Raw genomic sequence first — 23,983 nt, forward strand, 5'->3', positions numbered from 1 at the left:
CTCCGACGCCCTCGCCGTCGAGGGGTTTCGCGGGCTCGTGCGCGTTCCGGAGCGTCTGAGCTCGGTCGAGGCGGCGCCGCTGCTGTGCGCCGGTCTCACCACGTACAAGGCGCTGACGCGGATCGGCGCCCACCCGGGTGCGCTGGTGGCCGTACAGGGCATCGGCGGTCTGGGCCATCTCGCCCTGCAGTACGCCGGCAAGCTCGGCTACCGCGTGGCGGCCGTCGCCCGTGGCACCGGCAAGGCGGAACTGGCGGCCGGGCTGGGGGCGGACCACTACGTCGACAGCTCCGCCGACGACCCGGGCACCGCCCTGCGCGACCTCGGCGGCGCCGCCGCGATCATCGCCACGGCCGCGAGCGGAGCATCGATGTCGGCTCTGCTCCCCGGCCTCGCGCCGGGCGGCCACATGGTGGTCGTCGGTGCCGCGCCCGATCCCCTGACGGTGAACACCGCCGATCTGATCTTCGGCACCCGTACGCTCGGCGGGAGTCTCACCGGCACCCCGATCGAGAACGAGGACAACCTGGCCTTCAGCGTCCAGCGGGGCATTCGCTCGATGAACGAGGTCGTGCCGCTGACCGAGGCCCCGAAGGCGTACGAACGCATGATGGCCGGCGAGGCCCGCTTCCGGATGGTCCTCGACGTGACCGCCTGAGCCCCGCCGGCGGGGCGGCCCGAGGCTTCACTGCCGGGCTACGGGACGGCAAGCGGATCCGCCACGGCGAAGTTCGCATTTGCGACAACCACCTCGCACCACCCGGCGTCTGAGGAGAGACGCTACGGGCTTCCTGACGGGTGGAGGGCTTGGATGAACGGTGCGCCACACCCGCGGGCGGCCGCCGGAGCCCTCGCCGCGGCGATCGTCGTCGTGGGTGCGGTGGCCGTCGCCGGGAGGAACGGGCACACCGGTACGGCGAACCCGCCCCCGCTCACCGCCGCGGTGGCCCCGGTCGAACCGGCGGAGCCCCCGGCACCCTCCCCCAGGCGTCCCGCGGGCCCGCCCGGCGCGTACCGGCTGAGGATCAAGGGGCAGTACCAGTGGACGAGCTACTACTGCGAACCCGCCTCGGCCTCGATGAGCCTGGCCACCTTCGGCATCAAGGTGGATCAGAACACTCTGGCCAGGAAGATGAGGACGAGGAGAGTGGGGGGCACCCAGGGTGACGACGCGGCGGACGTCCTGGAGCACTACATCCACACCCGGCACTACAGCGACACCGTCGTGACCGACGTGGCCGGCCACCCGAAGGCCCTGATGTCGAAGATCGTGTACGACGTCGGAACGCTCCACCGCGCGCCGGTCCTCCAGGTGTACATGGAACGTCTGCCCTGGAACGGCGGCAGGGGCTACGGCCGCAGGGCAGCGCACGCGATCGTCGCGTACGGCTACCGCAGGTCCAACGGCACCATCACCGTGTACGACCCGTGGCGGCCGACCGGCGGGACCCACACACTCTCGGTCAAGGCCCTGGCGAAGACCCTCCAGCCCGCGGGCGGGATGCACTACATCGAGCGGTACTGAGCGTGCCGGAACCGGCTCACGCGGGCTTCGGCGACAGCTCGGCGATGCCCGCGCGGGCGAAGGCGAGCACGCCGTCGACGAGGTCGAACAGCTCGCTCGTCGCGGCGCCGGTCTTCTCCTGAGCCTCGCGGGTGGCGTAGATCTCGCGGAGCCCGCCGACGACCGTCGAGGCGGCCAGCCGGGGAAGGAGCGCGTCGGCGGCCTGGCCCACGTCCTCGCCGATGCCGGCCGCCACCAGCTGCTCGAGGTCGCGGTAGCCGGCGCGGGCACGGCCACGCAGGTCGTCGTCGTCCATGAGCAGGCGGGATCGAAGGGCCCTGCGCTGCCACACCCGGCCCAGATCCTGGGGCTCCTCCGCGTCACTCGCGTCGAGGGAACGCATCGTCGCGTGCATCCAGTCTCGTAGCACCTCGAGCGTGCCCTCCTTCGGACCGCGCGACCGGAGCCGTAGCCCGAGCGACTCGGGCGTGAAGGGGTCGTCGGCGAAGAGCAGGTCCTCCTTGGCGGGGAAGTGCAGGGTGACGGTGCGGGTCGCGACGTCGGCGTGGTCGGCGATCGCGGCGATCGTCGTGTCGCGGTACCCCCGCGTCGCGAACAACTCCAGCGCGGCGTCCTGGATCCGTGTCCGGGTCTGACGCTTCTTGCGCTCCCGTCGTCCGTCCGCCCCAGCCACAGGCATGCGCTCGCTCATGCAGTCACAATAGCATGTAGCGTATTAATGCATCCCATGCTACTTTTATGTTGCAACGTAACGAGGTGCCGTCGAGCACCGGCCGTGAGGGAAAGGACGCGACATGTCGAAGACGTGGTTCATCACCGGAACCTCCAAGGGATTCGGACGCGAGTGGGCCGAAGCAGCGCTCGAGCGCGGCGACCGCGTGGCGGCCACCGCGCGCAGCCTCGAGCCGCTACAGCCGCTGGTCGAGCGCTACGGTGACGCGGTGCTGCCGCTGCGGCTCGACGTCACCGACCGCACCGCGGCATTCGCCGCGGTGCGGCAGGCGGCGGACCACCTGGGCTCGCTGGACGTCCTGGTCAACAACGCCGGCTACGGCCACTTCGGCATGGTCGAGGAGCTCAGCGAGGCCGAGGTACGCGCCGAGCTCGACACCAACTTCTTCGGCACCCTGTGGCTCACGCAGGCGGTCCTGCCGATCATGCGCAAACAGGGGCACGGCCGGATCATCCAGGTCACCAGCGAGGGCGGCGTCCGCGCGTTCCCGGGCATCGGCGCCTACCACGCCTCCAAATGGGCGGTCGAGGGACTGTCGCAGTCACTGCTCCAGGAGGTCGAGGCCTTCGGGATCCACGTGATCTGCCTGGAGCCGGGCCCCTACGCCACCGACTTCGGCGGGGGAAGCGTCCGGACCAGCCAGGCCGACCCCGACTACGACGGGGTGCGTGATGCCACCCGGATCGAGTGGGAGACCGGCGACCCCCGCGCCACACGGGCACCCCTCTTGCAACTCGCCGACACCGACGACCCCCCGCAGCGGATCTTCTTCGGCAAGTCGTTCGAGCCGGTCGAGGCCGAGTACACGGAACGGCTGGAGACCTGGCGGAAGTGGCAGCCCGTCGCACTCGCGGCATTCGGCGACCGGTGAGGGTGCCGGTGGAACGCGGCGGTCAGGAAGGCGCCTCCGCCGGGCGGGGCGCTCATGAGCGCCCCGCCCGGCCCGGCCAGTCGCCGTACCGGATCTCGCCGAGAACCGCGTCATCGCCCGGTACGAGGGACAGGTCGCTCAGCTCGGTGCCGAAGTAGCGCGCGTGGGGGTCCGTGACCACCTCGCGCGGATCGCTCCGTGCGGCCAGAGCGTCGCGGAAGAACTCATCCATCCTGAACCGCTCCGGCCCACCGGCCTCCACCCTGCCGTTGACCGGCGCCCCCACCACGACCTTGCCGACCACCCGGGCCACGTCGTCACCCGCGATGGGCTGGAAGGACACCGGCGCCATTCGTACCGTGCCGCCGTCGGTGCCCGCGTCGGCGATGGCGGGGACGAACTCGAAGAACTGCGTCGCATGCACGATCGAGAAGGGGATCGGCGCACCCTGGATCAAGTTCTCCTGCGCGGCCTTCGCCCGGAGGTAGCCGCTGTCGGGCAGCCGCCCGGTCCCCACGACCGAAAGTGCGACGTGGTGCCCGACGCCGGCCGCCGCCTCCGCGGCCAGCAGGTTACGGGTGGAGGTCTGGAAGAACTCCAGCACCGCGGCGTCCTCGAACGACGGGGAGTTCGCCACGTCGACCACCACGGACGCGCCGGCCATGACGCCGGCGAGACCCTCACCGGTGAGAGTGTCGACGCCGGTACTCGGCGCCGCCGCCACGGCCTCGTGGCCGTGCTCGCGCAGATTCGTCACGAGTCTTGACCCGATGAGGCCGGTGCCGCCGATGACCACGATCTTCATGCCATGCCTTCCTGTACGCCGGGACATCGCCTGCCGCCCGGTCGCCAGCTAAGACAGGACAGCCCCGCGATGTGTGACGGCCCCGGCGAGGCGAGTTCCCGGCCCGCCCGGTGCTGTCACAAATGCGGGCACCGCCTGGTCCTAGCTGCGACGGCCCGTCGCGGCCGTCCACGCTGAGTTGACCGGCCGGACCCATCCTCCGGCTCGAAGCCGGGCGTGCACCCCTGGTGCACGCCCTCCCGGGCGGGTCGCGGCAATGCCCCTGCCGCGTCCTGCCAGGCGCGCACGCCGGATCGTCATCCGTGCGCGCCACCTCCGGCAGGCCGCGGCGCCGACCCCCCGGGCCCCCCGCCGCGGCCTGCCTCATGCCCTGCCCATGCCCCCGATAAGCTGGAAGACCAGCGACGGACGGCATCGAGCGGACGGTGTATGCGCGCGGAACAGCCAGGAACCGGCAGCGGGCTCGACCAGGCCGCCTCCGCGTTCCTGGAGCTGCGCCCACGGCTGTTCGGCATCGCCTACCGCATCCTCGGGAGCGTGGCCGAGGCCGAGGACATCCTCCAGGAGGTCTGGCTGCGCTGGCAGAAGACCGACCGCACCGTCGTGGTCGAGCCCCCGGCCTTCCTCGCGCGGACCACCACCCACCTGGCCATCAACGTCGCCCAGTCCGCCAGGGCACGACGTGAGACGTACGTCGGGCCCTGGCTCCCCGAGCCCGTCGACACGAGCGTCGACCCCGCGGTGGGGGCCGAACGCGCGGAGGCGCTGGAGTTCGCCGTTCTGCTCCTGCTCGAAAAGCTCAGCCCCACCGAACGCGCGGCGTACATCCTCCGTGAGGCCTTCGACTATCCGTACGGCGAGATCGCGGACATCCTGCGGCTCAGTGCCGTCAACACCCGCCAGATCGTCAGCCGTGCCCGCAAACGCGTGTCCGCCGAGCGGCGCGAGCCCGTCGACAAGGCCGAGCACCGGCGGCTCCTGGAGGTGTTCCTCGCCGCCGCGCGGGCGGGCGACGTCGCCGCCCTCGAGGACCTCTTCGCCACGGACGTCGTCAGCTACGCCGACGGCGGCGGGATCAAGGGTGCCGCGAGGTTCCCCGTGGCCGGCCACACCCGCGTGGCGAAGTTCGTCGCCGCCTTTGCGCCCCGGTTCTGGCCGGGCACGGACCTCGAATGGGTGGAGGCGAACGGACGCCCCGGCGTTCTGATCTCCCGCGACGGCACCGATGTCGCCCTGCTGACCATCGAGGCCCTGCCGCGGCGCGTCCACACGCTCCTGTGGGTGATGAATCCCGTGAAGCTCGAGGCATTCGCACGCTCGCGTGGACGGGCGGACGCCGGCCTCTGAGGGACCCCCGGTCGTGACCGGCCTCCGGATCACGCCGTCGTACGATGGGCACAGGGCCGTATCCCCAGCTCACGCATGAGTCGTGCCTGCCGACGCCGTTGGCGATGGGGTGCTCTTGATGAAGATCATCGGGCTACGCGATGCCATAGGACTGGCCCGCCGCCTGACCCGGCTCAGCCGGCTCGCGGACGAACAGCGAGCGCTCCTCCGCGTCGCGACGCTCGTGGCGCAGGGAGCCCCGCCGGCAGGCATCATCGGCGCCGTCGCCAGAGAGATGGGGTGCCTCCTGGGAGCGGACTACGTCATCGTCAATCGCTACGAACCGGACCGTACGAGCACAGTGGTGGGTCATTGGAGGCGCCCGGGCGTACCCGACATCATGCCGCCTCTCGGTGGTCGCTGGCCCATCGAGGACGGCATCGTGGAAGCGGCGGTCGCGCGGACGGGAAAGGCGGCGCGGATGACCGACTACGCCCGGGCGGGGAGCGAGCTCGGCGCGTGGACCCGCACGCGCGGGATCAAGTACGTCGTCGCCTCCCCCATCACGGTCGAGGGGCGCCTCTGGGGATTCGCGGCGAACGTCTCCCCCGGGTCCACGCCGCAGCCCGTGGACACCGAGGAACGCATGCTGCGGTTCATGGCACTCGTCGGTAATGCGATCGCAGGCGCCGAGAGCCGCGCCGAGCTCCTCGCCTCCCGCGCCCGCGTCGTCGCGGCCTCGGACGCGACGCGCCGCCGGTTCGAACGCGATCTGCACGACGGGGCGCAGCAACGCCTCGTCTCACTGGCACTCGAGCTCCGTACGACGGAGGCCATGGTCCCGCCAGGGCAACACGAGCTCAGGGAACGCCTGGCCCGAACGGCTCGCGGGCTGACGGGCGTCCTGCACGACCTGCAGGAGATCTCGCGCGGGCTGCATCCGGCCATCCTGTCCAAGGGCGGACTCGAAGCCGCCGTCCGATCGCTGGCCCAGCGTTCCCCGGTCCCGGTACGCCTCGACCTGCGCCTCGTCGGGCAGCTGGCCGAGCCTCTCGAGGTGGCCGTCTACTACGCCGTCTCCGAGGCGCTGACCAACACGCTCAAACACGCGCACGCGACCGAGGTACGCGTCGGCATCCAGGTCGAGGACGAGGCCGTCTGGGTCTCGGTCCACGACGACGGCGTGGGCGGCGCCGACCTCGGCTGCGGATCCGGCCTCATCGGCCTCCGGGATCGCGTCGAACCGCTTGGCGGGGACATCCAGATCACGAGCCCTCCGGGTGAGGGCACGTCACTGCTGATCAGGATCCCGACGTGCGGCGAGTAAGAGACCCTCGATCGGTCATGTGCGGTAGAGCTCGGTGAGAAGCTCGAGCACGGTGCTGATGGCCGGGTGGGGGTCGTCGCGCCACCAGACCAGTCGTACGGCGATCGGTTCGGCGTCGCGTACCGGCAGGTAGACGATGCCTGGCCTTGGATATTGGTCGACGACGGACTGCGCGGTAACCCCGACGCAGCGGCCGGTGGCGATGACCGTGAGCCAGTCGTCGATGTCGCGGCTCTCCTGTGTCACGGGGCGCGCGTTCGCGGGCCACAAATCCGCGGTGGTCGACCCGGTGCGCTGATCGACGAGCAGGACGCGGCCGCTGAGATCGGCCAGACGCACCGAGCGGCGCCGCGCCAGGGGGTCGGAGGCGGCCATCGCGCACCAGCGTGCTTCCAGACCCACGATGGCGCCCTCGAAGCGGCGGTCCTCCAGCGGCCTGCGCGTGACCGCAAGATCCGCGGTGCCCTCGGCCAGGCCGGCGCTCGGGGAGTTGATGCGAAGCAGGTGCAGTTGCGTTTCCGGGTGCGATTCCCGCCACCGGTCTTGAAAGGCGAGTGTGAGTCGGCCGAGTGCCGACCAGGCGTGGCCGATACGCAGTTCGACGTGGCCCGATGTCGCTTCCCGTACCAGGTTGTCGACCTCGGTCAGCACGCGCCGGGCGTGCGCCACGACGCGTAGTCCGATCGCGGTCGGCGAGGTTTCGCGGGACGTACGTCGCAGGAGCCGTACGCCGAGGCGCTTCTCGAGGGCCGAAAGCGTGCGGGAGACCGCCGCCTGTGAGATGCCCAGAGCGATCGCGGCGTCGGTGAACGTGCCCTCGTCCACGATCGCGATGAGGCAGCGCAACTGACGCAGCTCGACATCCATAACCGAATCGTATAGTTGGCGGGCTCCATGCATTTTGCGCATGGTCCGGCGCGGCACAGGATCGATGCGTGCAAGCAGCCCCCACTCGCCCAGCAGACCGCGCCGTCCTGCCCACGAAGCGTGGCGCCGTGCCCATGGCCGGGGTCTGCACGATGCTCGCCAGCGGCCTTTCGACCCAGCTCGGCGCCGCGATCGGGTCGCTGGCCTTCCCGGTGCTCGGCCCTGTCGGCGTCGTCGCGGTCCGCCAGTACGTCGCGGCAGCGGTGCTGCTCGCGGTCGGCCGGCCCCGCCTTCGGTCCTTCACGCGGCGTCAGTGGGGGCCGGTGCTGCTGCTCGCGGCCGTCTTCGGTGTGGTGAACCTGTCGCTCTACACCGCGATCGACCGGATCGGTCTCGGCCCGGCGGTGACCCTGGAGTTCCTCGGCCCCCTCACGATCGCGCTGGCCGGCTCGCGCAGACGCGTGGACCTGGGCTGCGCCGCACTCGCCGCGGCGGGAGTCGTCGCACTGATGCGCCCGCGCCCCACCGCCGATTACCTTGGCATGGGGCTCGCGCTGCTCGCCGCTGCCTGCTGGGCCGCTTATATTCTGCTCAACCGTTCCATCGGGCAGCGCGTCCCCGGGGCACAGGGCACAGCCGCCGCAGCGGGACTGTCCGCCTTGGTCTACCTGCCCATCGGAGCAGGCGTCGCGGTACACCACACGCCTTCCGCCGGGGCGCTCGGTGCGGCTGTCGCGGCCGGGGTCCTATCCTCCGCTGTGCCGTTCCTCGCGGACCTGTTCACGCTGCGCCGCGTTCCCGCAGAGGCGTTCGGATTGTTCATGAGCGTCAACCCGGTGCTCGCCGCGGCCGTTGGCGTGCTCGTTCTGGGGCAGAGGCTCGACGTGGCCGCCTGGTCGAGCATCGCGGCGATCATCTTGGCCAACGCCATCAGCATCCTCACACGGCCGAGGCACGCTTGATGCCGCGACGGTGCTCAACACCCGCCGAAGCAGCGCCTCTATCAAGATCACTCCATTGCCGCAAAGGAGCTTCCATGCCCGGTGTCACGCTGACCGATCATCTCTTCTCCGTCCCCCTCGACCATGATCGGCCGGATGGCGAGCACATCGAGATCTACGCTCGCGAGGTGGTGGCCACCGGACGCGAGCGCGAGCGGCTTCCCTGGCTGCTGTTCTTGCAAGGCGGCCCCGGCATGCTGCCGCCGCGTCCGGTCGGCCGGGACTCCTGGCTGGACCGCGCACTCGACGACTACCGCGTCCTCCTGCTCGACCAGCGCGGCACGGGCCGCTCCAGTCCGATCACCCGTCAAACGCTCCCGGCCCGTGGCGAGCCCGCCACGCAGGCCGACCACCTCACCCATTTCCGCGCCGACGCCATCGTCCGCGACGCCGAACTGGTCAGGCGCGAACTGACCGACGAACCGTGGTCGGTGCTCGGCCAGAGCTTCGGCGGCATGTGCACCGTCACCTACCTCTCGTTCGCGCCCGAGGGCGTGCGCGAGGCGATCATCACCGGCGGTCTTCCCGGTTTGCGCGTCACCGCGGACGAGGTCTACCGCGCCGCCTATCCGCGCGTGCACCGCAAGAACACCGCGTACTACCGCCGGTACCCGCAGGACGCCGCCTCGGTCCGCCGCATCGCCGCGCACCTGATCGAGCGCCCGGCACCGATGCCGGACGGATCCTTGCTCACCGTCGAGGCCTTCCAGTCGCTCGGGCTGATGCTCGGCATGAGCGACGGCGCGGACGTGCTGCACTACCTTCTCGAAGACACCTGGGCCGGAGCGGAGCTGTCCGACAGTTTCCTCGCCCGCGCCGCGGCTTTCCTCAGCTACGCCCAACTGCCGCTGAACCCGCTCATGCATGAACTCTCCTACGCCCAGCGCGGCACCGGCGCGACGAACTGGGCGGCTCAGCGGGTGCGCGGCGAGTTTCCCCAGTTCGACGCGCGCATGGCGTTGGCCGGGGACGACCCGATGTTGTTCACCGGCGAGATGACCTACCGGTTCCACTTCGACCAACCCTGTCTCGCGCCCCTGCGCGAGCCGGCCGAGGTGTTGTTCGCCCGCGAAGACTGGCCCGACCTCTACGATCCGCAGCGCTTGGCCGCGAACGACGTCCCCGTGGCCGCCGCCGTCTACCTCGACGACATGTACGTCGATGCCACTCACTCGCTCCAGACCGCCGAGACCATCAGGGGCCTACGGCTGTGGGCGACCAACGAGTACGAGCACGACGGGCATCGCGCCAGTGGCGGACGCGTCCTCGACCGCCTGCTGCGAATGCTGCACGGCCAGGTCTGAAGCGGAGCGCCAACCGGCCGAGAACCGCCACGTATCCACCCGAAGGAGCCCCACGCAAGCCACCGCCCGCTTACCGGCCCCGAAACCAGTGGGTCCAGCCGAAGCCATCAGCCGAAAACCACTCGGCCGACGGCCCGGCCCGCGCATAGCCTGCCCACCATGGACAACCGCAACGGACGCGACCTCGTCCGAGCCGGCTACAACGTCCTGTCCCACTACTACCGCGGTGACCACGATCCGGCGGAACAGTACGACGGCTGGCCGGCCGGCCTGCGGACTCGTCTCCCCGAGCACGCGGACGTCCTCGACATCGGATGCGGATGCGGCACCCCGGTCGCCCGCGACCTCACACGGCTCGGCACCAGGTGACCGGCGTGAACATCAGCGACGTCCAGATAGGTGTCCAGGCCGACGCCCCCACCTACCGTTCATGGCTCCAGCGGACCGGCCTGCAGGTCACCGTCCAGGACTTCATCGCCGAAGGCGACAGCGGCCACGCGCTCTTCTGGGCACGCCGGCCCTCCGGTCCCACCGAACCCAGGGGCAAAAACCCTCCGTGATTCACGAAGACCCACGGGTTCATCGTGAGAGCCCTTCCGCTCGCTCGAGCTCTGGGGATCAAGGGGGTTCGAGCAGCAACCGGACGGCCGGTGGCGTTGACGGACGGCGCCCTCGGCCACCCCGGGACCACCGGTCTAGGTGGCGTCGATGCCGTCGACGAAGCCGAGGACGGCCTTCGCCAGCTCTTCGGGGGCCTCCATCGCGGCGTAGTGGCCGACGCCGTCGAGCTGGACGGAAACGATCTCCGTCGACGCGGCCTGGGACATGGTCGCGGCCGTGAACGGGCCGCCGCCGGCTCCGACCGCGAGCACGGGCACGGTCAGCCCGGGGGACGCGGCGAGGGCCTTGAGCTCGGGTCCCTCCCGCAGCATCGACCGGTAGAGGCCGATCGCGCCGCGCCAGCCGTCCGGGCGTGAGTAGGTACGGGCGAAGTCGTCGAGGTCGGCATCGGTGACCGCGCCCGGGACGGCGGTCATGGACGGGAACGCGTACCGCCCGAGGAACTCGCGCTCGCGGCCGGCCAGGAGCATCTCGGGAATGCCGGGAGCGACCAGGACCCCGATGTGCCAGGCGCCGCCGTGGGTGACGTCGGCCCGTATCTCGACGCCGAAGCCGGCCAGTCCCGTCTCGATGGCGGTGAGGCTGAGCACGTCCTCCGGGTGGGTGGTGGCCAACCGGAAGACCGTCGCTCCGCTGACGTCCTGCCCGGTCAGGTGGACCGGGCCGAGGCCGAGGTGCTCGATCAGCCGGTGCAGGTCCTCGGCCGAGACCCTGCTGTCGAAGTCGTCCGGCGCGGTGTCCGAGTCGCCGAAACCGCGCAGGTCCACGGCGAAGACCCGGTGGCCGGCGGCGAGCAGGGGCATGAGCCTGCGGAAGGCCCGCCAGGTCTCGGGGAACCCGTGGACCAGCAGGACCGGGGACCCGGCGGTCCCGGCGGTGGCGTAGTGCAGGGTCGCCCCGTTGACGTGCGCGCGGTGGTGGGTGATCTCGGGGACGGTGAGGCTCGCTGGTGCGGTGGCCATGTCTCTCTTCTTATTTCGACAACCTGACTGTCCAATAATAGACAGCCGGGCTGTCCTTTGTCGAAGGTCTTATCCTTCTCGCATGTCTCGCTCTGGCGCCGATCTCGCGCTGCTGCTGCTCGGGGGCTTCCGCTCGCTCGTGGACGCCGCGACCGCCGAGCTGGCCGATCGCGGCTACGAGGACGTGCGTCCCGTTCATGACTTCGCCATCCGGGCCATCGCCGCCGGAGCCGACAGCGCCTCGGAGCTGGCCCGCCGTCTGTCGATCACCAAGCAGTCGGCCGCGAAGACCATCACGGTCCTGCAGGAGCGCGGGTACGTCGCCCGCGACCCGGACCCACGCGATGCCCGCCGCAAGCGCCTCCGGGTGACCGAACTCGGCTTCGAGGTGCTGCGCCAGGGCGAGACGATCTTCGAGGAGCTCCGCGATCAGTGGGCGCGGCGAATCGGCGCCGCCGAGCTGGAGGGCATCGAGGATCACCTCACAGCGCTGGTGGGCGCGCAGCCGGTGCGCTTCGACACGCCTGGGTGGTTCGCCCGCGACGTCGGCGAGCCGGCCTGAGCCGGACGGCCTGAACGTGTTGGACCAGCAGCCGCCTGCCGTGCACGGTCAAGCGGGCATTGCGGTGGGACGCGAAGACCTCCGTGCGGTGAAGACTCGACACCTCCACCTCATCGGAGGTCTTCGCTGTCGATCAAGCCCAACCGTCGACCACGCTCGTGGTCAGTACACCTAGGACGTCAGGGCATTGACCGCCCTCGTCCTCGGCTGGAAGGGCAGGAAGCGGTCGGCGCGGTGGGGGCGGGCGGGGATCTCGGTCGCCTCGACGGCCAGCATCCGGTCGAAGCGGAACGCGCGGATGCTCTGGCGCATGCGGCACCAGCCCACGAGGTACCAGTGCTCTCGGTGCACAAGGCAGGTCACCGGCTCCACCTCGCGGATCGTCACGTCTCCCCGTGCGTCGGCGTAGTGGAGGCGGACGACGAGCCGCGCGGTGATGGCGATGGCGGCCGTGCGGGCCCGGCGGGCGGTGGCCCCGTCGAGCGGGCTGGTCAGCGTGGCGAGCGTGGTGGCGATGACATCGGTCTCGGCCTCCAGGTCATCGAACAGATGCCGCAGTGCGCGGCGTGCGGTGGCGGACTGGGGGCCGGCGCCCAGGTGGGCGAGCGACAGCCCGAGGGCGGCTATCTCGGCGGCGGTGAGACTCGGACGGGTGCGGATCGGCAGCATCACGTTCTCGGCCATGCCTCGATCATACGTTCGACCACTGACACTTTCACGTGCCGTTTCAGGCCACAACCGCGTGCCGTTTCAGGCCCGGGCGCGCAGGACTTCCAGGGCCCGGTCGGCGTGCGCGCTCATGCGTATCTCGCTGGAGATCACGTCAAGGACGCGCCGGTCGGTGTCGATGACGAAGGTCCTGCGACGGGTGTTCATCGGGCCGAACCTGCGGCGCACTCCGAAGAGGCGCGCGACCTCGCCATCCGGGTCGGACAGCAGGGGGAAGTCGAACGAATGCTTGCCGGTGAACTCATGCTGCTTGTCGACGTCGTCCGGGCTGATGCCCACCCGCTGCCCGCCGGCCGAGGCGAACTCCTTGGCCAGGTCGCGAAAGTGGCAGGTCTCCGCGGTGCAGCCCCCGGACATCGCGGCCGGATAGAAGAACAGCACGACCGGACCCTCGGCGAGGAGGCCGCTCAGCGTACGCGGCGCGCCCTGGTCGTCCAGGAGTTCGAAGTCAGGGGCCAAGTCTCCGGATTTCATCCTGCGTCCTCTCCACCGAACCCACCGAACCGAAGGGGCCCGCGGCGGCCGGCGCCCACGCACCCTACCGGACAGTAACATCTCAACCGGGATGGGCATAGCGGTACTGCGCGGCGCGTACCTCCAGGCACAGCGCGCGCAGCTCCGCCGCCGGGCGGTCCAGGCCGTGGGCGGCGGCGTGCGGGTCCGAGCGGCGCCGGCGCAGAGTGCTGTTGAACGCGAGATCCAGGTAGGCGTGCAGCATGTACATGTGGTGGCGGATCAGCCCCAGCGCGCGTACCCGGTACTCATCGAGCTCGGCGATCCCCACCGGCTCCTCCAACTGCCACGTCAGCTGCACGAACCCGTGGCCCACACGCGTGGCCTTCCGCGCCAGGCCCACGGGGACATCGGACGTCGAAGCACAGACGCGTACGATCCGGTCGGCGTCGGGCTGCTCTTCGACGGCCCGGTCGAGCACCGCGATCAGGCGGGCGAGCTCCTCCGGGTAGGACGAGGCGGACATCGCGAAACCTCCGCGCGGTGACGGCGGCCTGCGGGCCGCCCCCTCACCACTGTCACCCCTACCCCGCCCCCCGGCAAGAACGATTCAGGCATCTCGGTCACACTGTTTTTCTACAAAACCTAGACGTGGGTCGAAGGAAGTTTAGAATGACTGTTGAGCCGAGCGAGGAGGATGCCATGCCGGACTCCGAGCCACCGGTCTCGTTCCAGACCCGCCCCGACCTCTACCGCCACTGGCGCATGGAGTTCGACGGTGACGTCGCCACGCTGGTGATGGACGTCGACGAGCAGGGCGGTCTGCGGCCGGGCTACGAGCTGAAGCTCAACTCCTACGACCTCGGGGTCGACATCGAGCTGTACGACGCCGTGCAGCGGCTGCGGTTCGAGCACCCCGAGGTACGCGCCGTGGTGATCACGAGCGGCGACGACAAGGTCTTCTGCGCCGGCGCGAACATCCGCATGCTGGCCGCCTCCAGCCACCCGTGGAAGGTGAACTTCTGCAAGTTCACCAACGAGACGCGCTGCGGCATCGAGGACGCGACCGAGCACTCCGGCCAGACCTACCTCGCGGCGGTGAACGGCACCGCGTCCGGCGGCGGCTACGAGATCGCGCTCGCCTGCGAGCGCATCCTGCTGATCGACGACCGCTCGGCCGCGGTCTCGCTGCCAGAGGTGCCGCTGCTCGGCGTGCTCCCCGGCACCGGCGGCCTGACGCGCGTGGTCGACAAGCGGAAGGTGCGCCGCGACCGCGCGGACGTCTTCGCGACCAAGTCCGAGGGGCTGAAGGGCCGCGCCGCGGTCGACTGGAAGCTCGTGGACGAGGCCGTCCCGCGCAGCAGGTTCGAGGAGACCGTACGCGAGCGGGCCCGGCAGGCGGCCGCCGAGTCCACGCGCTCGGGCGAGGGCGGCGTCACCCTCCCGATGCTCGAGCCGCGTATCACCGGGGACCGCATCGCGTACCGGCACGTGACCGCCGACCTCGACGGCGACAACGGCGACCTGGTGACCATCACGATCCACGGCCCGGACAGCGCCGAGGTCCCCGACGTCATCGACGCGGACTTCTGGCCTCTCGCCATGACGCGTGAGCTCGACGACCTCATCCTGTGGCTGCGCACCAACGAGCAGGAGCGCGGCACCTGGGTGATCAAGACCGTGGGCGACATCGACGCCGTCCTCGCGCACGAGGAGTCCATGACCGCCGGCAAGGACTGGCTCACGGGCGAGATCCGGCACTACTACAAGCGCACGCTGAAGCGGCTCGACGTGACGAGCCGCAGCCTGGTGGCGCTGATCGAGCCCGGGAGCTGTTTCGCCGGGCCGCTGCTGGAGACCGCCCTCGCCTGCGACCGGCAGTACATGCTCGAAGGCGCCGAGATCGTGGTCACCGAGGCCAACGCGGAGGCCTTCCCGATGGGCAACGGCCTGAGCCGCCTCACGTCGCGCTTCCAGGGCGAGGACGGACCGCCCCCGGACGTACGCGGGCGTCGCCTGGACTCCGGAGAGGCCGAGGAGCTGGGCCTGGTGACGCTCTCCCTCGACGACATCGACTGGGAGGACGAGATCCGCATCGCACTGGAAGAACGGGCCTCCCTCAGTCCCGACGCCCTGACCGGGATGGAGGCCAACCACCGGTTCGCCGGCCCGGAGACCCTGGAGTCCAAGATCTTCGGCCGACTCTCCGCCTGGCAGAACTGGATCTTCACCCGCCCCGGAGCGTCCGGACCCGACGGTGCGCTGAGCAAGTACGGCACCGGTAAAAGAGCGACTTTCGACCGTAAGAGAGTTTGAGCATGACGACAGCGGACTACCAGGAGAAGATCCCGAACAACGTCGGGCTCGCCGACGATCGGCGGTTGCAGCGGGCGCTGGAGTCCTGGCAGCCGGGGTTCCGCGACTGGTGGGCCGAGATGGGTCCCGAGCTCCCGACCGAGGACGTCTACCTGCGCACCGCGGTGAACGTCGGCCGTGAGGGCTGGGCGCATTTCGGGCACGTGCCGGTGAGCGAATACCGCTGGGGCGTCTTCCTGGCCGAACCGCGGCCCGACCGGCGCATCGCGTTCGGCGAGCACAAGGGCGAGCCGGTCTGGCAGAAGGTGCCCGGTGAGTACCGCGCCGCGCTGCAGCGCCTCATCGTGATCCAGGGCGACACCGAGCCGGCGAGCGTCGAGCAGCAGCGGCGGCTCGGGCACAACGCCCCCAGCCTGTACGACCTGCGCAACCTGTTCCAGGTCAACGTCGAGGAGGGCCGCCACCTGTGGGCGATGGTCTACCTCCTGCACGCCTTCTTCGGCCGCGAGGGCCGGGAGGAGGCCGGTGAGCTGCTGCGCCGCAACTCCGGCAGCGAGGACTCCCCGCGCATCCTGGGGGCGTTCAACGAGGAGACGCCCGACTGGCTGTCCTTCTTCATGTTCACCTACTTCACCGACCGGGACGGCAAGTACCAGCTCGGCACGCTGAAGGAGAGCGGCTTCGACCCGCTGTCGCGCACGTGTGAGTTCATGCTCAAGGAAGAGGCCCACCACATGTTCGTGGGCACGACGGGCATCGACCGCGTGGTCGGGCGCACCGCGCGGCTCATGGTCGAGCACGACACCGACGACGCCGGCCCGCACGGCGCGGTGCCGCTGCACGTCATCCAGAAGTACCTCAACTTCCACTACAGCGTGAGCCTGGACCTGTTCGGCGGCGAGACCTCGACGAACGTCGCCAACTACTACTCCGCCGGGGTGAAGGGCCGCTGGCAGGAGGAGCGCCGCAAGGACGACCACCGGCTCACGGACACCGGAGCGTTCGTCGACACCGTCGACGACGGCAGGCCGTCGACGGTCGAGGTAGAGGCGCTGACCGCGCTCAACACCGACCTGCGCGATGAGTACATCGACGACTGCGAGAGCGGCGTCAAGCGCTGGAACCGCATCCTGTCCGACGCCGGGCTCCCCCAGCGCCTGGCCCTGCCGCACCGCGGGTTCAACCGGTATGTCGGCGCCTTCGCCGGGATCAACCTCTCGCCCACCGGCGAGGTGCTGACGGACGGCGAGTGGGAGGCGCGCAGGAGCGCCTGGCTGCCGACCGACGCGGACAAGGCGTTCGTCGCTTCCCTGATGCACCCCGTGTACGAGCCCGGTAAGATCGCAAGTTGGCTCGAACCCCCACGAAACGGCATTAATGGCAAGCCGTTCGACTACGAGTACGTCCACTTCCTCTAAGGGTTCTTCTCCAGGGGCGTGATCCGGTGTTCAACGCGTGCACCTATCTGGTCGACCGGCATGTCGAGTCCGGCGGCGGCGACCGTACGGCGGTGACCGGGCCCGGCGGCACCCTCACCTACGCCGAGCTGCTCGCCCGCGTACGCCAGATGGCCTCGGGCCTGCGCGACCTGGGCGTACGGCCCGAGGAACGCGTCCTGATCTACATGCCCGACTCCCCCGACATGCTGGCGCTCATCCTCGGGGCGATGCGTATCGGCGCGGTGCCCGTCCCGGTGTCGACCATGATGACCGCCAAGGACCTCGCCGAGGTGCTGCGGGACTCGAGGGCGCGGGTGCTGGCGGCCGGAGCGGAGTTCGCCGCCGCCGCCGCCGAGGAGGCCGCGGCGGAGGCCCCCGACCTGGCCGCGTTCGCGCTGACCGGCGACACACCGCCGCGGGCGCCGGAGTGGGCGCAGAGCCACCTGCTGGACAAGATCGCCGAGAGCGGCGGATCCGGCGACCCGTACCCCACGAGCCCGGACTCCAGCGCCCTGTGGCTCTACACGTCCGGCACCACCGGCCTGCCGAAGGCCGCCGTACACCGGCACGCCTCGATCCGGTCGGTCTGCGAGACGTACGGCACGCAGGTGCTCGGGATCGTCCCCGACGACCGCTGCCTGTCGGTGCCCAAGCTCTTCTTCGCGTACGGCATCGGCAACTCCTGCTTCTTCCCGCTGTCCGTGGGGGCCTCGGCCGTCCTCGAACCCGCACGCCCGACGCCCGCCCTCATCGCCGAGCGCCTGGTCGAGGAGCGCCCGACCCTGTTCTTCGGCGTACCGACCTTCTACGCCGCGCTGCTCGCCGCCGACCTGCCCGCCGACACATTCGCCTCCGTACGGCAGGCGGTCTCGGCGGGCGAGCCGCTGCCCGCGCCGATCCTGCGGCGGTTCGCCGAGCGGTACGGCGTGGAGATCCTGGACGGCATCGGCGCGACCGAGGCGCTGCACATCTTCGTCTCCAACCGTCCCGGGGAGGTACGCCCGGGGACGACCGGCGTGCCCGTGCCCGGCTACGACGTACGGATCGTCGACGACGGCGGCGCCGAGGTGCCGCGCGGAACGCCGGGCCACCTCATGGTGCGCGGCGACTCGATCGCCACCGGCTACTGGTGCCGTACCGCGGTGACCCGCCAGATCTTCCAGGGCGAGTGGCTGCGCACCGGGGACACGTACGCGGCGGACGAGGACGGGTCCCTGCGCTTCCTGGGCCGCTCCGACGACATGATCAAGGCAGGCGGCATCTGGGTCTCGCCGAGCGAGGTCGAGGCGCGGCTGCTGGAGCACCCCGGGGTCGCGCAGGCCGTGGTGGTCGCGGTCCCGGACGGGGACGGCCTGGACAAACCGGTCGCCGGCGTCGTACGCGCCGAGGGCTCGGCGGTGACCGAGGAAGAGATCATCGCGTTCTGCCGGGAGGACCTGGCCGCGTTCAAGCGCCCCCGCGCGGTGTTCTTCCTGGAGACCCTGCCGACCACCGCGACCGGGAAGATCCAGCGGTACGTCCTGCGTGACGCGCTGCGGGACAGCGGCTTCGCCCCCTGACCGGAGAGTGGTCCGATCCCGCCCGGGGACGGGCCGGGAACGCCTCCGTGACCCGCACCCGCGTTTGGGTCCCCTCTCACCGGGGAGTCTGGGTGCAGACTTCAGGAGGTACTTCACATGACCGCTCAAGAGGCGCGTGCCAGAGCCGCGGGCAACGGAGTGTCGGCCAGTTCGGCCTTCCGCGCGCTCGGCCGGGCAGGGTTGGCCGCACGGGGTGTCATCTATATTCTCGTCGGCGCGCTGGCCGTCCAGATCGCCTTCGGGAAGAGCGGCGGCAAGGAGGCCGACCGGCAGGGTGCGCTGCAGACCGTGGCCGGCACGCCCGGCGGCACGATCCTGCTGTGGCTGCTGGCGATCGGGCTGGCCGGAATGGCCCTGTGGCGCTTCAGCGAGGCCGTCTGGGGCCAGGCGGGGCCGGACGGCGACAAGGCGACCAAGCGCCTGAACTCCCTCGGCCGTGGGATCTTCTACGCCGTCGTCTGCGCCAGCACGGTGGCGTTCATCATCGGCGCGGGCGGTCCCGGCTCCAGCGACAAGAAGTCGCGGGACTACTCGGGCAAGGCGATGCACGATATCCCCGGCGGCCGCTGGCTCGTCCTGCTCGTCGGGCTCGGCCTCGTCGCGGGCGGCATCGGCATCGCCGTCTCTGCCATGAAGACCAAGTTCGAGAAGAAGCTCAACACGCACCAGATGAGCCCGGCGGTCCGCAAGACCGTCAAGACCCTCGGCGTGGTGGGCAAGACGACGCGAGCACTGGTGTACGCCTCGGCCGGCGCCTTCTTCGCCTATGCCGCCATCAAGTTCGACCCCGGTAAGGCCAAGGGCGTGGACGGCACGCTGCGGCAGTTCGCCCACACTCCGGTGGGGCCGTGGCTACTGGTGCTGATCGCGCTCGGACTGATCGTGTTCGGCCTCTACTCATTCTGCGAGGCCCGCTGGCGACGGGTCTGAGAGCCGAACGCGGCGACCGTCCCTCTCGTACCGGCAGTCCCTGGGCTGACCGAAGCGGTGCGACCGGGACGGTCGCCGTTCACGTTCGTGTGGCGTCGGCTCAGGGGTGGGTCAGCTCGCGCCAGCGGAGCTGGGCGCCGGTGGCCCAGTCGGCGTGACGGGCGTCGAACAACTCACGTGCCTGGTCGCCGATCCAGGCCTTGGGGAGCAGCTCGGCCGGGAGCCGCGGGTCCAGGAACGGGAAGCGGCGCCACTCGTGCACCAGGCGTGTCTGGGCGAGCATGGTGTCGTGTGAGGAGGCCGGCTGCGGATCGTCGAACGCGCTGACGAACCCGGCGTACTGCGCGGCCACGGCGTCGAGATCCCACGCGCGGCGCACCATCTCCTGCTCGCTGCCGACCGCCGCGAACCTCGCCGTGAACGACATGGCCCCGGTGTCCAGGCCGAGCCCCTCGACGACCGCGCGTACCTCGGCCTCCCTCGACGGGAGCGGTGAGATCCACATCCCGGGGCCGGGCGAGCCGAAGCCCGCCCAGGTCAGCTTGGTACGGAGCTTGTGCCGGAGCCTGCGCTTGGACTCGGGCACCGAGACGTACAGGATCAGCCACAGGCCGTCCCACGCGGGAGCGGGCGCGCCGAAGGCGTAGATGCGCTCAGCGCCCTCGGTGAGCAGGCGGCGGCCCGAAGAGGTGAGCGACCAGCGGACGCTGCGCCCGACACGCTCGGAGGCCAGCCATCCGTCGGCGGCCGTACGGGCCAGGGCCTGGCGTGCGGACTTCTCCTCCACGCCCAGGCTGTCGAGCACCTCGACGATCGTGGCCGTCCACACGGGGGCGTTCTGCGGGAGGACGAACTCGCCGAGCAGGGTGAGGAGCAGTGAGCGTGCACTCGTCTCCCCCACGGCATGGCGACGGCTCAGCGTGGGGCGAGTGACGGTCACAGGTTTCACTCTACAGATGCCTGGTGCATCATGGCCGGGGAGTAGAACATGGCGCCGAGGATTGGGACGACATTGTGATCGATGGCCATTTGCTCGTCGATGCGCACATGCACGTCGCACGGCTGCCGACGCTCAAGCGCGCCTGGCACGAGTGGGCCACCGACTTCGGCGACCGTGCCGTCATCGAGCGAGTGTACGACGCCGCCGGCACGCCCGTCCCGGCGATGTTCGGTGAGCTGCTGGACGAGGAGGGCGTCGACGTCGCGCTGATGTTGTGCGAGTACAGCCCCAAGGCGACCGGCATCCAGCCCATCGAGGACCTGCTGCCGCTGGCCGCCCACGACCCGGGACGCATGCGCCTGGTCGCGAACCTCAATCCGCACCTGCACTTTCCCGTCGCCGAGGAGGTCGAGCGCCAGCTCGGCCTGGGCGCCGTCGCGTTGAAGATCCATCCGGTGCACGGCGGCTTCCCGGCCAACGACCGTGCGCTCTACCCGGCGTACGAGGTGTGCCGGGCGCGCGGGGTACCCGTGGTGGTGCACTGCGGCACCAGCAGCTTCCCCGGCTCGACGAACGGCTACGCCGACCCGGTGCTGCTGGACGAGGTGCTGCGCGACTTCCCGACGCTGAACGTCGTGCTCGCCCACGGCGGCCGCGGCTGGTGGTACGACGCCGCGGCCTTCCTCGCGCTGTCGCGGAAGACGGTGTGGATCGAGCTGTCGGGGTTGCCGCCGCGACGGCTGCCGGAGTACTACGCACGGCACGACTGGCGCCGTCTCTCACGCCGCTTCGTCTTCGGCACCGACTGGCCCGGCGTCCCGGGCATCGCCGCCAACGCCCGCGCGGTGGCCAGGCTCTGCCCCGACGAGGAGACCGCCGGTCTCGTGCTGGGCGGAAACGCCCTGGAGGTCTACAACCTCGCCGCGGGCGGGTGAGCGAAAGGCCGTCGGGAAGACATCTTCACTTACAAATGTTTGCGTGTAATGCTGTAATCATTTGGAGGTGCGATGTCCGCCGAACCCCTCGACACCTACTCACAGGTCGTCTCCTCGGTCGCCCGTGACCTGACACCGCGCGTGGCGAGCCTGCGGGTCCGCCGTCACGGGCGGGAGGGCAGCGGGTCGGCCGTGGTGTTCACCGATGACGGATTCCTGCTGACCAACGCCCACGTCGTGGGGACGGCACGCGAAGGTGTGGCCGCGTTCGCCGACGGGGCGGAGACCTCGTTCACGGTCGTCGGCGCCGATCCCCTGTCCGACCTCGCCGTCGTCCGCGCGAACGGCGCGACTCCACCGCCCGCCACTCTCGGGGACAGTGCTGAGCTGGTCGTCGGCCAGCTGGTCGTCGCCGTGGGCAACCCGCTCGGGCTCGCGGGCTCGGTGACCGCCGGCGTCATCAGCGCACTCGGCCGCTCCCTGCCGGCCCGCGACGGCGCGGCGACACGGCTCATCGAGGACGTGATCCAGACCGACGCCGCCCTCAACCCCGGCAACTCCGGCGGCGCGCTCGCCGACGCGGCCGGCCGCGTGGTCGGCATCAACACGGCGGTGGCCGGCGTCGGCCTGGGCCTGGCCGTGCCGATCAATGACACGACGCAGCGGATCATCGGCACGCTGATGCGCGACGGGCGGGTACGGCGGGCCTACCTCGGGCTGGTGACCACGCCGGCGCCGGTGCCGGAAGCGCTGCGTGACCGTACCGGGGTGCGGCGCGCGCTCCGGGTGGTCGAGGTCGCGCACGGAAGTCCGGCCGCGCGGGCCGGCCTCCGCGGTGGTGACCTGCTGCTCAGCGCGGCCGGTCAGCCGACGGTGGACGCCCGGAGCCTCCAGCGGCTCATGTTCTCCGCCGCGATCGGCAGGCCGCTGCAACTCACCGTCCTGCGTAACGGCGCGATGGTCGACGTCATCGCCGAGCCGGTCGAGCTGACCGGGGTGGGGGGCTGACGGCGACCGGCCGCCTCTGGGGACTGATGCAGCGGACGGGATCACGCCATACTTCGAGCGACGAAAGGAATCCCGCGTGATCCAGAACCCTCCGCGGCGTGCCCCGAACCTCGCGGCGATCCTCATCCTCGGCTTCGTGGTCGCCACCGTCGCCGAGTTCGCGATGGACCTGATCGTCTTCTACGGGGTGAAGCCGAGCTCCCTCGGCGAGGCCGACGCGATCACCGTGGTCCTGTCGATCCTGCTCGGGGCCATCGCCGGCGGCGCGGTGTTCCTCGGCCGTCCGCGCCACTACGGCGTCACGGCCATCGTGGCCGCCTCGGCCCTGGTCGCGGGGATCATCGGTGACGAGGTCGCCACGGCCGTGTTCTTCAAACTGCACCACCTGCCGGTGCGCGCGCAGCTGTTCGTCGACTACTTCACCCACGCACGCGCGAGCTTCTGGATCGGCAATCTCCTGCTCGTCGCCACGGCGGCGGGACTCACCGCCCTGCGGGTCAACAGGGTCCGCGCCCGCGACGGCGGCGGCGTACCGCGGCAACCCTGGGCGGGCCCGGCAGGCCCCTGGGGCGCGCAGGCGCCGTACGGACCTCAAGGCCAGGCACCGTACGGACCTCAGGGCCGGCCGCCGTACGGACCTCAGGGGCAGGCGCCGTACGGACCTGAAGGCCGGCCGCCGTACGGTCCTCCCCCGGGCCCGTACGGACCGCCGCAGGGACCGTACGGACCACCGCCCCCTGGTGGCGCGCCGCCCGCCTGACCTACCCGGCGGCGATCCGGGCGATCTCGGCCCGGTCGGACGGCGTCAGCGAGACGTCGAGGGCGGCGCTCATCAGCGTGAGCTGTTCCGGAGACCGCGGGCCGAGGACCAGTCCGGTCACGGCCGGATCGGTCAGCGCCCACGCCAGCGCCAACGTCGGCAGCGACAGACCTCGCTCCGCCGCGTGACGCTCGAGCCCTTCCAGGGCGGCGAACGTGGACTCGGCCGTCAGGTGAGCGTAGGCGCCGGGCCGCAGCGTCATCCGCGAGCCCTCGGGAAACGGACGGCCGGCCCGGTACTTCCCCGTCAGCCAGCCGCCGGCGAGCGGGCTGTAGGCGGTGAACGCGATGACGTGACGGGCGCACACCTCCAGCACCCCGGCCGCGCCGGCCCGGTCGAGCAGGCTGTAGGAGTCCTGGATGTTCACCGGCCGGTCCACGCCGAGCCGGTCCGCGGTGGCGACGACCTCCTCGGCCGCGTCCCCGCTGACGTTGCTCAGCCCGTAGTGAAGGATCTTGCCGGTCCGTACCAGCTCACCGAAGGCGCCGACGGTCTCCTCGACGGGCGTCGAAGGGTCGGGAGCGTGGGTGAGGTACAGGTCGATCCGGTCGGTGCGGAGCCGCCGCAGGCTCTCCTGCACCTGGCGGAAGATGTGCCGGCGCGAAAGACCGGAGTCCGCGGGCCGGTCGCCGACCGGGTTCCCCACCTTGGTGGTCACGACCAGGTCGTCGCGGACCCCGCGATCGGCCATCCACCGGCCGATCCACCGCTCGGAGTACCCGCCGCCGTAGGAGTCCGCCGTGTCGAACATCGTGACGCCGAGCTCGACGGCACGGTCCATGACGGCGAAGGCCGCGGCCTCGTCCTCGCCCCGGCCGAACAGCTCCGGCGCGGAGCCGATCCCGTTGAAGTTCCCGCAGCCCAGCACGAGCACCGGGACCTGGAGGTTCGTACCGCCGAGTCTCACGTGACGCATCGAATGACACTAT

General features: G+C 70.7%; 26 protein-coding genes. 17 read left to right on the plus strand and 9 right to left on the minus strand.

The window, feature by feature from the left end; translation table 11 throughout:
• Positions 1 to 37: 37 nt before the first annotated feature.
• Positions 38 to 658: a zinc-binding dehydrogenase gene (locus FB559_RS39715; protein WP_221640669.1), complete on the plus strand. Its 621-nt coding sequence runs from the start codon at positions 38 to 40 to the stop codon at positions 656 to 658.
• 153 nt (positions 659 to 811) lie between these two features.
• Entirely contained in the window at positions 812 to 1,525 is a 714-nt protein-coding gene (locus FB559_RS39720) for a C39 family peptidase (protein WP_141962747.1), read from the plus strand.
• A 16-nt stretch (positions 1,526 to 1,541) separates the two neighbouring features.
• Here the strand turns inward: FB559_RS39720 and FB559_RS39725 are convergent, their stop codons facing one another.
• Complete coding sequence (locus FB559_RS39725; RefSeq protein WP_221640670.1) at positions 1,542 to 2,216, minus strand: TetR/AcrR family transcriptional regulator; 675 nt, start codon at positions 2,214 to 2,216, stop codon at positions 1,542 to 1,544.
• A gap of 103 nt (positions 2,217 to 2,319) precedes the next feature.
• Here FB559_RS39725 and FB559_RS39730 point away from each other — a divergent pair, with 103 nt between their 5' ends.
• Complete coding sequence (locus FB559_RS39730) at positions 2,320 to 3,129, plus strand: SDR family NAD(P)-dependent oxidoreductase (RefSeq protein WP_141962748.1); 810 nt, start codon at positions 2,320 to 2,322, stop codon at positions 3,127 to 3,129.
• 52 nt (positions 3,130 to 3,181) lie between these two features.
• On the opposite strand, the gene FB559_RS39735 is transcribed toward FB559_RS39730, so the two are convergent.
• Complete coding sequence (locus FB559_RS39735; RefSeq protein WP_141962749.1) at positions 3,182 to 3,934, minus strand: SDR family oxidoreductase; 753 nt, start codon at positions 3,932 to 3,934, stop codon at positions 3,182 to 3,184.
• Between the two features lie 429 nt (positions 3,935 to 4,363).
• Between FB559_RS39735 and FB559_RS39740 the strand changes: the two genes are divergently transcribed.
• Both FB559_RS39740 and FB559_RS39745 read left to right on the plus strand, forming a co-directional pair.
• Complete coding sequence (locus tag FB559_RS39740) at positions 4,364 to 5,281, plus strand: RNA polymerase sigma-70 factor (protein WP_141962750.1); 918 nt, start codon at positions 4,364 to 4,366, stop codon at positions 5,279 to 5,281.
• Between the two features lie 118 nt (positions 5,282 to 5,399).
• Positions 5,400 to 6,587 (plus strand): GAF domain-containing sensor histidine kinase, encoded by a 1,188-nt coding sequence (locus FB559_RS39745; protein WP_141962751.1) that lies wholly within the window; start codon positions 5,400 to 5,402, stop codon positions 6,585 to 6,587.
• Between the two features lie 15 nt (positions 6,588 to 6,602).
• On the opposite strand, the gene FB559_RS39750 is transcribed toward FB559_RS39745, so the two are convergent.
• A complete protein-coding gene (locus FB559_RS39750; RefSeq protein ID WP_141962752.1) occupies positions 6,603 to 7,454 on the minus strand; it encodes a LysR family transcriptional regulator in 852 nt (283 codons plus the stop codon).
• A 68-nt stretch (positions 7,455 to 7,522) separates the two neighbouring features.
• Here FB559_RS39750 and FB559_RS39755 point away from each other — a divergent pair, with 68 nt between their 5' ends.
• The 4 genes from FB559_RS39755 to FB559_RS45110 all read left to right on the plus strand — a co-directional run bounded on the left by FB559_RS39755 (position 7,523) and on the right by FB559_RS45110 (position 10,319).
• Positions 7,523 to 8,416, plus strand: a complete 894-nt coding sequence (locus FB559_RS39755; RefSeq protein ID WP_246122834.1) for an EamA family transporter — start codon at positions 7,523 to 7,525, stop codon at positions 8,414 to 8,416.
• Between the two features lie 74 nt (positions 8,417 to 8,490).
• The gene (locus FB559_RS39760) at positions 8,491 to 9,759 is read left to right on the plus strand and encodes an alpha/beta fold hydrolase (RefSeq protein WP_141962753.1); all 1,269 of its coding nucleotides are present in this window, start codon (positions 8,491 to 8,493) and stop codon (positions 9,757 to 9,759) included.
• Positions 9,760 to 9,918: 159 nt separating this feature from the next.
• On the plus strand, positions 9,919 to 10,128 hold the full coding sequence (locus FB559_RS45105) for a hypothetical protein (RefSeq protein ID WP_141962754.1): 210 nt from the start codon (positions 9,919 to 9,921) through the stop codon (positions 10,126 to 10,128).
• A gap of 5 nt (positions 10,129 to 10,133) precedes the next feature.
• Positions 10,134 to 10,319, plus strand: a complete 186-nt coding sequence (locus tag FB559_RS45110; protein ID WP_141962755.1) for a hypothetical protein — start codon at positions 10,134 to 10,136, stop codon at positions 10,317 to 10,319.
• A gap of 135 nt (positions 10,320 to 10,454) precedes the next feature.
• On the opposite strand, the gene FB559_RS39775 is transcribed toward FB559_RS45110, so the two are convergent.
• Positions 10,455 to 11,342, minus strand: a complete 888-nt coding sequence (locus tag FB559_RS39775; protein ID WP_141962756.1) for an alpha/beta fold hydrolase — start codon at positions 11,340 to 11,342, stop codon at positions 10,455 to 10,457.
• Between the two features lie 82 nt (positions 11,343 to 11,424).
• Between FB559_RS39775 and FB559_RS39780 the strand changes: the two genes are divergently transcribed.
• A complete protein-coding gene (locus FB559_RS39780) occupies positions 11,425 to 11,904 on the plus strand; it encodes a MarR family winged helix-turn-helix transcriptional regulator (protein WP_141962757.1) in 480 nt (159 codons plus the stop codon).
• A gap of 171 nt (positions 11,905 to 12,075) precedes the next feature.
• On the opposite strand, the gene FB559_RS39790 is transcribed toward FB559_RS39780, so the two are convergent.
• The 3 genes from FB559_RS39790 to FB559_RS39800 form a co-directional block, all read right to left on the minus strand.
• Positions 12,076 to 12,588 (minus strand): helix-turn-helix transcriptional regulator, encoded by a 513-nt coding sequence (locus FB559_RS39790; protein ID WP_246122843.1) that lies wholly within the window; start codon positions 12,586 to 12,588, stop codon positions 12,076 to 12,078.
• Between the two features lie 66 nt (positions 12,589 to 12,654).
• Positions 12,655 to 13,107 (minus strand): peroxiredoxin, encoded by a 453-nt coding sequence (locus FB559_RS39795; RefSeq protein ID WP_141962759.1) that lies wholly within the window; start codon positions 13,105 to 13,107, stop codon positions 12,655 to 12,657.
• A gap of 82 nt (positions 13,108 to 13,189) precedes the next feature.
• The gene (locus tag FB559_RS39800) at positions 13,190 to 13,612 is read right to left on the minus strand and encodes a hypothetical protein (RefSeq protein WP_141962760.1); all 423 of its coding nucleotides are present in this window, start codon (positions 13,610 to 13,612) and stop codon (positions 13,190 to 13,192) included.
• A gap of 146 nt (positions 13,613 to 13,758) precedes the next feature.
• Between FB559_RS39800 and boxC the strand changes: the two genes are divergently transcribed.
• The 4 genes from boxC to FB559_RS39820 all read left to right on the plus strand — a co-directional run bounded on the left by boxC (position 13,759) and on the right by FB559_RS39820 (position 19,351).
• Complete coding sequence (gene boxC, locus FB559_RS39805; RefSeq protein WP_221640671.1) at positions 13,759 to 15,402, plus strand: 2,3-epoxybenzoyl-CoA dihydrolase; 1,644 nt, start codon at positions 13,759 to 13,761, stop codon at positions 15,400 to 15,402.
• 2 nt (positions 15,403 to 15,404) lie between these two features.
• Entirely contained in the window at positions 15,405 to 16,820 is a 1,416-nt protein-coding gene (gene boxB, locus FB559_RS39810; RefSeq protein ID WP_141962761.1) for a benzoyl-CoA 2,3-epoxidase subunit BoxB, read from the plus strand.
• Between the two features lie 26 nt (positions 16,821 to 16,846).
• The gene (locus tag FB559_RS39815) at positions 16,847 to 18,400 is read left to right on the plus strand and encodes a benzoate-CoA ligase family protein (RefSeq protein ID WP_141962762.1); all 1,554 of its coding nucleotides are present in this window, start codon (positions 16,847 to 16,849) and stop codon (positions 18,398 to 18,400) included.
• 117 nt (positions 18,401 to 18,517) lie between these two features.
• Positions 18,518 to 19,351, plus strand: a complete 834-nt coding sequence (locus tag FB559_RS39820) for a DUF1206 domain-containing protein (RefSeq protein WP_141962763.1) — start codon at positions 18,518 to 18,520, stop codon at positions 19,349 to 19,351.
• A gap of 100 nt (positions 19,352 to 19,451) precedes the next feature.
• On the opposite strand, the gene FB559_RS39825 is transcribed toward FB559_RS39820, so the two are convergent.
• Positions 19,452 to 20,291 (minus strand): PaaX family transcriptional regulator, encoded by an 840-nt coding sequence (locus FB559_RS39825; RefSeq protein ID WP_141962764.1) that lies wholly within the window; start codon positions 20,289 to 20,291, stop codon positions 19,452 to 19,454.
• A 74-nt stretch (positions 20,292 to 20,365) separates the two neighbouring features.
• On the opposite strand from FB559_RS39825, the gene FB559_RS39830 reads away from it, so the two are divergent.
• The 3 genes from FB559_RS39830 (at position 20,366) to FB559_RS44370 (ending at position 22,994) form a co-directional block, all read left to right on the plus strand.
• On the plus strand, positions 20,366 to 21,226 hold the full coding sequence (locus FB559_RS39830) for an amidohydrolase family protein (RefSeq protein WP_141962765.1): 861 nt from the start codon (positions 20,366 to 20,368) through the stop codon (positions 21,224 to 21,226).
• Between the two features lie 72 nt (positions 21,227 to 21,298).
• Positions 21,299 to 22,234, plus strand: a complete 936-nt coding sequence (locus FB559_RS39835) for a S1C family serine protease (protein WP_141962766.1) — start codon at positions 21,299 to 21,301, stop codon at positions 22,232 to 22,234.
• 76 nt (positions 22,235 to 22,310) lie between these two features.
• Complete coding sequence (locus FB559_RS44370) at positions 22,311 to 22,994, plus strand: hypothetical protein (protein ID WP_185792691.1); 684 nt, start codon at positions 22,311 to 22,313, stop codon at positions 22,992 to 22,994.
• 1 nt (position 22,995) lies between these two features.
• On the opposite strand, the gene FB559_RS39845 is transcribed toward FB559_RS44370, so the two are convergent.
• The gene (locus FB559_RS39845; protein WP_141962767.1) at positions 22,996 to 23,970 is read right to left on the minus strand and encodes an aldo/keto reductase; all 975 of its coding nucleotides are present in this window, start codon (positions 23,968 to 23,970) and stop codon (positions 22,996 to 22,998) included.
• Positions 23,971 to 23,983: the final 13 nt, after the last annotated feature.

It is taken from the genome of Actinoallomurus bryophytorum (assembly GCF_006716425.1).
GTDB lineage: Bacteria > Actinomycetota > Actinomycetes > Streptosporangiales > Streptosporangiaceae > Actinoallomurus > Actinoallomurus bryophytorum.

Bases quoted from the DNA above. Each gene is read 5' to 3' on its own strand.
- FB559_RS39725 (WP_221640670.1), bottom strand. From the start codon at position 2,216: ATGAGCGAGCGCATGCCTGTGGCTGGGGCGGACGGACGACGGGAGCGC.
- FB559_RS39735 (WP_141962749.1), bottom strand. From the start codon at position 3,934: ATGAAGATCGTGGTCATCGGCGGCACCGGCCTCATCGGGTCAAGACTC.
- FB559_RS39750 (WP_141962752.1), bottom strand. From the start codon at position 7,454: ATGGATGTCGAGCTGCGTCAGTTGCGCTGCCTCATCGCGATCGTGGAC.
- FB559_RS45105 (WP_141962754.1), top strand. From the start codon at position 9,919: ATGGACAACCGCAACGGACGCGACCTCGTCCGAGCCGGCTACAACGTC.
- FB559_RS39790 (WP_246122843.1), bottom strand. From the start codon at position 12,588: ATGGCCGAGAACGTGATGCTGCCGATCCGCACCCGTCCGAGTCTCACC.
- FB559_RS39775 (WP_141962756.1), bottom strand. From the start codon at position 11,342: ATGGCCACCGCACCAGCGAGCCTCACCGTCCCCGAGATCACCCACCAC.
- FB559_RS39780 (WP_141962757.1), top strand. From the start codon at position 11,425: ATGTCTCGCTCTGGCGCCGATCTCGCGCTGCTGCTGCTCGGGGGCTTC.
- FB559_RS39730 (WP_141962748.1), top strand. From the start codon at position 2,320: ATGTCGAAGACGTGGTTCATCACCGGAACCTCCAAGGGATTCGGACGC.
- boxC (WP_221640671.1), top strand. From the start codon at position 13,759: ATGACTGTTGAGCCGAGCGAGGAGGATGCCATGCCGGACTCCGAGCCA.
- FB559_RS39845 (WP_141962767.1), bottom strand. From the start codon at position 23,970: ATGCGTCACGTGAGACTCGGCGGTACGAACCTCCAGGTCCCGGTGCTC.
- FB559_RS39740 (WP_141962750.1), top strand. From the start codon at position 4,364: ATGCGCGCGGAACAGCCAGGAACCGGCAGCGGGCTCGACCAGGCCGCC.
- FB559_RS39820 (WP_141962763.1), top strand. From the start codon at position 18,518: ATGACCGCTCAAGAGGCGCGTGCCAGAGCCGCGGGCAACGGAGTGTCG.
- FB559_RS39835 (WP_141962766.1), top strand. From the start codon at position 21,299: ATGTCCGCCGAACCCCTCGACACCTACTCACAGGTCGTCTCCTCGGTC.
- FB559_RS39795 (WP_141962759.1), bottom strand. From the start codon at position 13,107: ATGAAATCCGGAGACTTGGCCCCTGACTTCGAACTCCTGGACGACCAG.
- FB559_RS39800 (WP_141962760.1), bottom strand. From the start codon at position 13,612: ATGTCCGCCTCGTCCTACCCGGAGGAGCTCGCCCGCCTGATCGCGGTG.
- FB559_RS39745 (WP_141962751.1), top strand. From the start codon at position 5,400: ATGAAGATCATCGGGCTACGCGATGCCATAGGACTGGCCCGCCGCCTG.
- FB559_RS39760 (WP_141962753.1), top strand. From the start codon at position 8,491: ATGCCCGGTGTCACGCTGACCGATCATCTCTTCTCCGTCCCCCTCGAC.
- FB559_RS39720 (WP_141962747.1), top strand. From the start codon at position 812: ATGAACGGTGCGCCACACCCGCGGGCGGCCGCCGGAGCCCTCGCCGCG.
- boxB (WP_141962761.1), top strand. From the start codon at position 15,405: ATGACGACAGCGGACTACCAGGAGAAGATCCCGAACAACGTCGGGCTC.